The organism is Pseudomonas sp. NPDC089734 (assembly GCF_044748865.1).
Classification (GTDB): domain Bacteria; phylum Pseudomonadota; class Gammaproteobacteria; order Pseudomonadales; family Pseudomonadaceae; genus Aquipseudomonas.
Genome location: NZ_JBIVGV010000008.1, coordinates 88,012 through 94,110 on the forward strand (window position 1 = coordinate 88,012; position 6,099 = coordinate 94,110).

General features: G+C 58.9%; 8 protein-coding genes. 2 read left to right on the forward strand and 6 right to left on the reverse strand.

Annotated features, from left to right (window positions below; translation table 11 throughout):
* Positions 1 to 2: 2 nt before the first annotated feature.
* The 4 genes from ACIPY9_RS12720 to csrA form a co-directional block, all read right to left on the reverse strand.
* Positions 3 to 773 carry a DUF3618 domain-containing protein gene (locus ACIPY9_RS12720; RefSeq protein ID WP_400701231.1) on the reverse strand — a complete coding sequence of 257 codons (771 nt, stop codon included), beginning with the start codon at positions 771 to 773 and terminating at the stop codon, positions 3 to 5.
* On the reverse strand, positions 770 to 1,186 hold the full coding sequence (locus ACIPY9_RS12725) for a phage holin family protein (protein WP_400701234.1): 417 nt from the start codon (positions 1,184 to 1,186) through the stop codon (positions 770 to 772). The genes ACIPY9_RS12720 and ACIPY9_RS12725 overlap by 4 nt, the downstream gene beginning before the upstream one ends.
* The gene (locus ACIPY9_RS12730; RefSeq protein ID WP_400701237.1) at positions 1,183 to 1,737 is read right to left on the reverse strand and encodes a hypothetical protein; all 555 of its coding nucleotides are present in this window, start codon (positions 1,735 to 1,737) and stop codon (positions 1,183 to 1,185) included. Before ACIPY9_RS12730 ends, ACIPY9_RS12725 begins: the two co-directional genes overlap by 4 nt.
* A gap of 254 nt (positions 1,738 to 1,991) precedes the next feature.
* Positions 1,992 to 2,180, reverse strand: coding sequence for a carbon storage regulator CsrA (csrA, locus tag ACIPY9_RS12735; RefSeq protein ID WP_400701582.1), 189 nt, complete (start codon positions 2,178 to 2,180; stop codon positions 1,992 to 1,994).
* Here csrA and ACIPY9_RS12740 point away from each other — a divergent pair.
* Positions 2,103 to 2,420 carry a hypothetical protein gene (locus ACIPY9_RS12740; protein WP_400701607.1) on the forward strand — a complete coding sequence of 106 codons (318 nt, stop codon included), beginning with the start codon at positions 2,103 to 2,105 and terminating at the stop codon, positions 2,418 to 2,420. The genes csrA and ACIPY9_RS12740 overlap by 78 nt on opposite strands.
* 332 nt (positions 2,421 to 2,752) lie before the next feature.
* On the opposite strand, the gene ACIPY9_RS12745 is transcribed toward ACIPY9_RS12740, so the two are convergent.
* Both ACIPY9_RS12745 and ACIPY9_RS12750 read right to left on the reverse strand, forming a co-directional pair.
* The gene (locus tag ACIPY9_RS12745; RefSeq protein ID WP_400701239.1) at positions 2,753 to 4,105 is read right to left on the reverse strand and encodes a GntP family permease; all 1,353 of its coding nucleotides are present in this window, start codon (positions 4,103 to 4,105) and stop codon (positions 2,753 to 2,755) included.
* A 139-nt stretch (positions 4,106 to 4,244) separates the two neighbouring features.
* A complete protein-coding gene (locus ACIPY9_RS12750; RefSeq protein ID WP_400701584.1) occupies positions 4,245 to 4,736 on the reverse strand; it encodes a gluconokinase in 492 nt (163 codons plus the stop codon).
* Positions 4,737 to 4,997: 261 nt separating this feature from the next.
* Between ACIPY9_RS12750 and ACIPY9_RS12755 the strand changes: the two genes are divergently transcribed.
* Entirely contained in the window at positions 4,998 to 6,014 is a 1,017-nt protein-coding gene (locus ACIPY9_RS12755; RefSeq protein ID WP_400701241.1) for a LacI family DNA-binding transcriptional regulator, read from the forward strand.
* Positions 6,015 to 6,099 lie beyond the last annotated feature (85 nt).

Consider the following 6,099-nt stretch of genomic DNA (forward strand, 5'->3'; position numbering starts at 1 on the left):
GCTCAACTCACGCCAGGTGAGAGTCCGGGGGATGGACCGGAGCGTGTCGTCGGCGTGTCGGCTGTTTCCGCCAAGAGGTCTGTGTCACGGGTGAAATCATGTTTTCCCGTCGAGGCGTTCTGGCGATCAACAGGCTCCGAAGGCATAGTGGCCAGCCTGTCACGTGCCTGACCGATCAGTTGCTTCTCGCGGTCGCTCGTCGGCAATGCAGCCCCGATGAGCGCACCCAGGGCAATGCCCATTGCCGCGACAACCAGAGGCTGTTCGTTCAACAGTGTATGGGCGCTTGAGCGGAGGCCAAGGCTTTTTTCCTGCAGTATCCGCCCGGCTTCATGCCCGGGGGATGAAGGAAGCCTTTCCCCGATGTTTTCTGCCAGATGGCCAGCCTTTTCTTTCATGCGGATCGCGGTTTCCTGAACCCTGTCTTTTGCATTGCTCAAGCTGTCGCCGACCTGATCGAGCATTGAAGGACCCGGTGAGGGTGTGCGACTGCCCATCATCAGCCAGAGCATTCCCACCGAAGTCAGCACGACGGGAACCGGGTTGGCTTTCACGGTGGTGCCCAGGTTGCCCAGAAACTCGCCACCGTTGCCTTTGGCATACGCCAGGGCCTGATCGATCAATTGACCGGGGGATATCTTCTTTTCCAGCGCATCGACCAGATGGCCGATGCTGGAGCGTTGTTCGTCGATTTCCTGTTCCAGTGTTTCCGGGCTTTTCCCGGACGGGTTTTCAAAGTCTGCCGGGGTGCCGAAGCTGCTGTCGATGCTCATGAGACTTTCCTCTGGATGGCTTCCTTGTCCTTTTGCAAGGCGCTGGCTGTGCGTTCGGGTGTCAGGTTCGAGGGTTCGAGTTTCCGGTTGACGGCCATGATCATCAGAAACCCCACGATGAGTGCGCTCATGCCGACAATCAGTGCGGCCAGCCACGAGCTCATGAAGTGGGTCAGCAGGTAGACCGCTGCCAGCAACAGGATGACAAAGCCCCCCAGCATCACGATTGCACCGCCGCCGATGGCCATGAGTCCTTGCCGGGAGGTCTGGACCGACTCCTTGATTTCGGCCTTGGCCAGGGCGATTTCCTTGCTGATCAGCAAGGGGACCTCATGAGCCAGCTGCCGGATCAGGCTCAGGACTGAGGTTTCGTTTTCGGGCGTTCCGCCCGGTGGAGTGGGGGTCATCTTCATGACAGATTCCCTCCAGGCAGGTCCCTCTGAAGAGCTGTGTCGCCGGGTACATCGTGGGCACTGTGCAGAACATCCGGGGGAGGGGGCGTGCTGTCGTCCGTCACGGGGCCCGACGATCCAATGGGGTCGTAAGGCGCAGGTGATGGCGACGAATCGGCTGTGGACATGGATACCTTCAGCACGCGTGACAGGCCAAGGCCCAGGGCGACACTGCCGGTGATAAACAGCAGGGGGTTGTCACGTGCCAGTTTTCCGGCCTCCTGCAGCAACTCATCGGCATTCTTGCCGCGCAGATTTTCAGCCAGCCCTGTCATGCTCTGGGCAAGGTCCGAGACATAACCGGATAACCCCAGGGTGTCGTTATCCGCCATCTGCCTGGCGGCTGCCTGAGCGTTTTCAGCCAGCGTGTCGATCTGCTCGGCCGTATGGTCGCGATAGTGCTCGAAGTGCTCCTTTCCTCGTTCTTTCAAATGCCGGGCATCGTCCTGCAGCCCTTGCAGTGGCTCCTGATGTGCCTGACTGGCGGTATCGGGATCGTTAGTGGTTGCCATCATCGTTCACCGTATTCTGGATATCGGAAAAAGAATGCTCGGCTCACTGCACACTACGGGCGGGCATCGATCTGAGTGCTTGCTTGCGGTGGACTGACGGGGTTTCAGCGATGTTCCGGAAGGATGACCAGTGGTCTATGGCGGAGGCGGAGGGATGCGCAGGACGATATAAAAAAACGGCGCCCTGAAGGCGCCGTAGAGCCGATCCGCCGATGGTACGGCAGATCAGCATGAATAGAGGGGTATTGCGGGCGTTATTGTGGGTTCTGGTTGGGAGCCAGTTCTGCCTGGATACGCTTGTAGATTTCTTCACGATGCACTGAGACATTTTTCGGTGCGTTGATACCTAGCCGGACTTGAAGTCCTTGAACGCCAAGAATCGTCACGGTGATTTCGTCACCGATGTTTATGCTTTCGCCTACTTTGCGAGTGAGTATCAACATAATCTTTTCCTTGATGGCCTCTTGAAGCGCCTCTACCAAGAGGCTGGCGTTTGCCTTTGCGTGGTGATTGTTGCCGAGTACATCCAAATGCATCCATCGTATGACGTTGCAGCGTTGAAATTAATTCCCTCGGTTCATTTTCTTGTCATCGAGATTTGCATCAACGATACGACGAGTGCGCCAATTCTGCCCGTTTTGGCACGAAAATGCCCGTATTTACTGGTGAAAAGTGAAAAGTAACGTGACCTGTCGCACACCTCGCCATTGCTACCTGCTTCCTGAAGGGGGATGAGAGGCTCTAGTCCCTGACGTATGTAAGCGTAGGCATTAGTTTGAAACATTGCTTGAGCTTTCTGATATTTCAAACTGAAAGCGCGTAGTTTGACGTAGGAAATCGGAATTCAGAGCGGTTTTCAGATTCACGAAGGCTTTCCCATGGCCTTTTTCAAGGGCCTTAAGTGTCGGGTCTGTATAAACGCTTTGTCTGGGGCGACATGTAAGAGAGAGGCGAGCGAGGTCGTGGAACAGCCTCGCGGGCAGGGGATGCCCGCGAGACTTTTTATCGTGGCGTATTAGACGACCATCGACAGCAACAGGACAAAGATCAGGCCAACCACCGACAGAATGGTTTCCATGACGGTCCAGGTCTTGAAGGTTTCTGCCACGGTCATGTTGAAGTACTGCTTCACCAGCCAGAAACCGGCATCGTTCACATGGGACAGGATCAGGGAGCCTGCGCCAGTGGCCAGTACCAGCAGCTCGCGGTTGACACCCGGGATGAGGCCTACCACTGGCGCGACGATACCGGCACCGGTGATGGTCGCCACGGTGGCCGAGCCTGTCGCGATACGAATCACCGCGGCTACCAGCCACGCCAGCATGATCGGGTTGATCTGGGCCTGCACCGCCATGTGACCGATGACATCACCCACACCGCTGGCCACCAGCATCTGCTTGAAGCCACCACCGGCACCCACGATCAGAACGATGGCCGCAACAGGCGCCAGGCTCTGGTCCAGCAGCTTCATGATCTTGGCGCGATCAAAGCCGCGTGCCGAACCGAAGGTGTAGAACGCCAGCAGCAGGGCAGCGAGCAGGGCGCTGATCGGGTGACCGATCAGGTCCATCCAGATACGGAAGATGTGTTCCGCCGGGAATACCACGTCGGCAAAGGTCTTGAGCAGCATCAGGAAGACCGGCAGCAGGATCGTTACCAGGGTGATTCCGAAACCCGGCAGGTTGTCGGTGCTCGATTCCTTGGCGATCTGATCCATCAGCTCCTGGGAAGGCGTGCCGGGGATGGATTTGGCAATCCATTTACCGAAGATCGGGCCCGCGATGACAGCAGTCGGCAGCGCCACGATCAGGCCGTAGAAAATGGTCTTGCCGATATCGGCACCGAAAATGCCGATGGCCAGCAGCGGGCCCGGGTGCGGTGGCACCAGACCGTGCACGGCCGACAGGCCGGCCAGCAGCGGGATGCCGATCTTGACGATCGATACACCGGTGCGGCGCGCCACGATGAAGACCAGCGGAATCAGCAATACGAAGCCGATCTCGAAGAACAGCGGGATACCGACCAGAAATGCGGAAAGCATCATCGCCCAGTGGACTTTCTGCTTGCCGAAGGTGCGGATCAGGGTTTGCGCGATCTGATCCGCTCCCCCCGAGTCGGCCATCAGTTTGCCGAGCATGGTGCCCAGGCCAAGGATGATGCCGACGAAGCCCAGTACGCCACCGAAACCGTCCTGGAACGATTTCATGACCTTTTCCACCGGCATGCCGGAGGTCAGGCCCAGGAAGCCCGCTGCGATGGTCAGCGCAACGAAGGGGTGGACTTTGAATTTGGTGATCAGCAGCACAAGGCCGACGATGGTCACCAACGCATCGATCAGCAGGTACGTCTCATGGGTCATACCGAACATGGGATGTCTCTCCGGTTGTCTTTTGTTTTATGGGAGCCACTCAAAAGTGCAATCGTTCCAGGTGTTTCAAAAACGATAGCACCCTGTGATCCGGCGCCGTCCCTCAATCAAGACAGCGCTGTCTTTTGCGCTCACGCCTTTAGCCGCCCAGAGACGCTTTCCACCAGGCAGCGGCTTGTTTGCCAATGGCGTCGACAGGCTGGGTCGCATCGACGACCAGCGTCCGTGGTTCGCCATGGGGCGGTTCGAGTGCCGCGAACTGGCTGTCTACCAGGCTGGCCGGCATGAAGTGCCCCGGTCGGTGGGCACAGCGGTCAGTGGCGAGCTCCTTGCTCAGTTCCAGAAAGACAAACCCCAGGCCCGGCACCGCTTCGCGCAGGCGTTCGCGATAGCGCAGCTTGAGAGACGAGCAGGTCAGGACCGGACGTTCGCCCTTGCGCAGGGCATCAGCCATTTCCTCGCCCAGACGGGTCAGCCAGCCGGCACGGTCTTCATCGTTGAGGGGGGTGCCAGCGCTCATCTTTTCGATATTGGCGGGAGGATGAAAGGCATCGCCTTCGATCAGACGACCGCCGCTGTTGAGGGCAATCTCGGCACCGACCACACTCTTGCCGCAGCCGGAAACACCCATCACCACAAGGGCGGAAATCGCAGTTTTCGCAGTTGTCACAGTAAATACCTCATCCAGAGACAGCGCTGTCTTTGCCGGTTACGTCAAGTTCAGCTTGTGCTGTTCCAGTTCTTGTCGTTGTTTTGGGTGCAACGGTCATCATCGGAGGCTGTTCTCCGCAGGGTGAAGCATCAGCGATAAAGCATTGTCACGGTCCATGAGACAGCGCTACCTTAGGGGGCATTGAACACATTTGGCAACCCTTATGTTAGTTGGCAGCGCATGACACGCACTGGTTCTCGTTCTACCGGCCGTCCCACCCTCAATGAAGTTGCACAACTCGCTGCGGTATCGCCCATTACGGCGTCCCGTGCATTACGTGGCGTGGCCACGGTCACGCCCGAGCTGGTAGAGAAGGTCCGGGCTGCCGCGCAGAGCCTGGGGTATGTCGCCAATCCGGCGGCCCGTGCCCTGGCTTCATCTTCCAGCCAGACTGTGGTGGTGCTGGTGCCGTCGCTGTCCAACCAGCTGTTCATCGAGACCCTGGAAGCCATTCAGGGCGTGCTGCGTACCCGTGGGCTGGAAGTGATGATCGGTAACTATCACTACTCGCCTGAAGAGGAAGAAAAACTGCTGCGCAACCATCTGGTCAATCGTCCCAAGGGGATCCTGCTGACCGGTTTCGACCATACGCCCGCATCGTGTCAGATGCTGGAGGCCAGCGGCCTGCCCTGTGTGCACATGATGGAGCTGGACATCGAACGCGATGCCTACTGTGTGGGGTTCTCCCAGGAAGAGGCCGGAGCGCAGGCTGCACGTCACTTGCTGGGGCGGGGCCGCAAACGCCTGGCGTATATGGCGGCCCAGCTCGATCCGCGGGTGCTCAGGCGGGGAGCGGGGTTCCGCAAGGTGCTGGAAGAGGCAGGGCTGTTCGATCCCGGGATTCAAGTCTCGACACCGCAGCCATCCTCTATCGGCCTGGGCGGCGAGCTGTTCGCTCAATTGCTGGAGCGACACCCGGATGTGGATGGCATCTTCTTCTGCAACGACGACCTGGCACAGGGCGCAGCCCTCGAGGCCTTGCGCCGGGGCATTGCGATTCCGCAACAGGTTTCCCTGGTGGGCTTCAATGACCTGCCCGGTTCGGCGTATATGGTTCCGCGCCTGACCTCGATCCGCACGCCCCGCGAAGAGGTTGGCCAGCGTGCCGCGCAGCTTCTGCTCGGGCTGCTGGAAGGTGTGGCCCAGCCCTCCCACGTGGATCTGGGGTTCGAGCTGGTGGTGCGGGAGAGTTCCTGAGGGCGCTGCTTTCGCGAATGAATTCGCTCCTACGGGGTGGGGGCTGGTGGCTGTGTGGGGCCGAATTTATCCGGGAAGGCGGTAT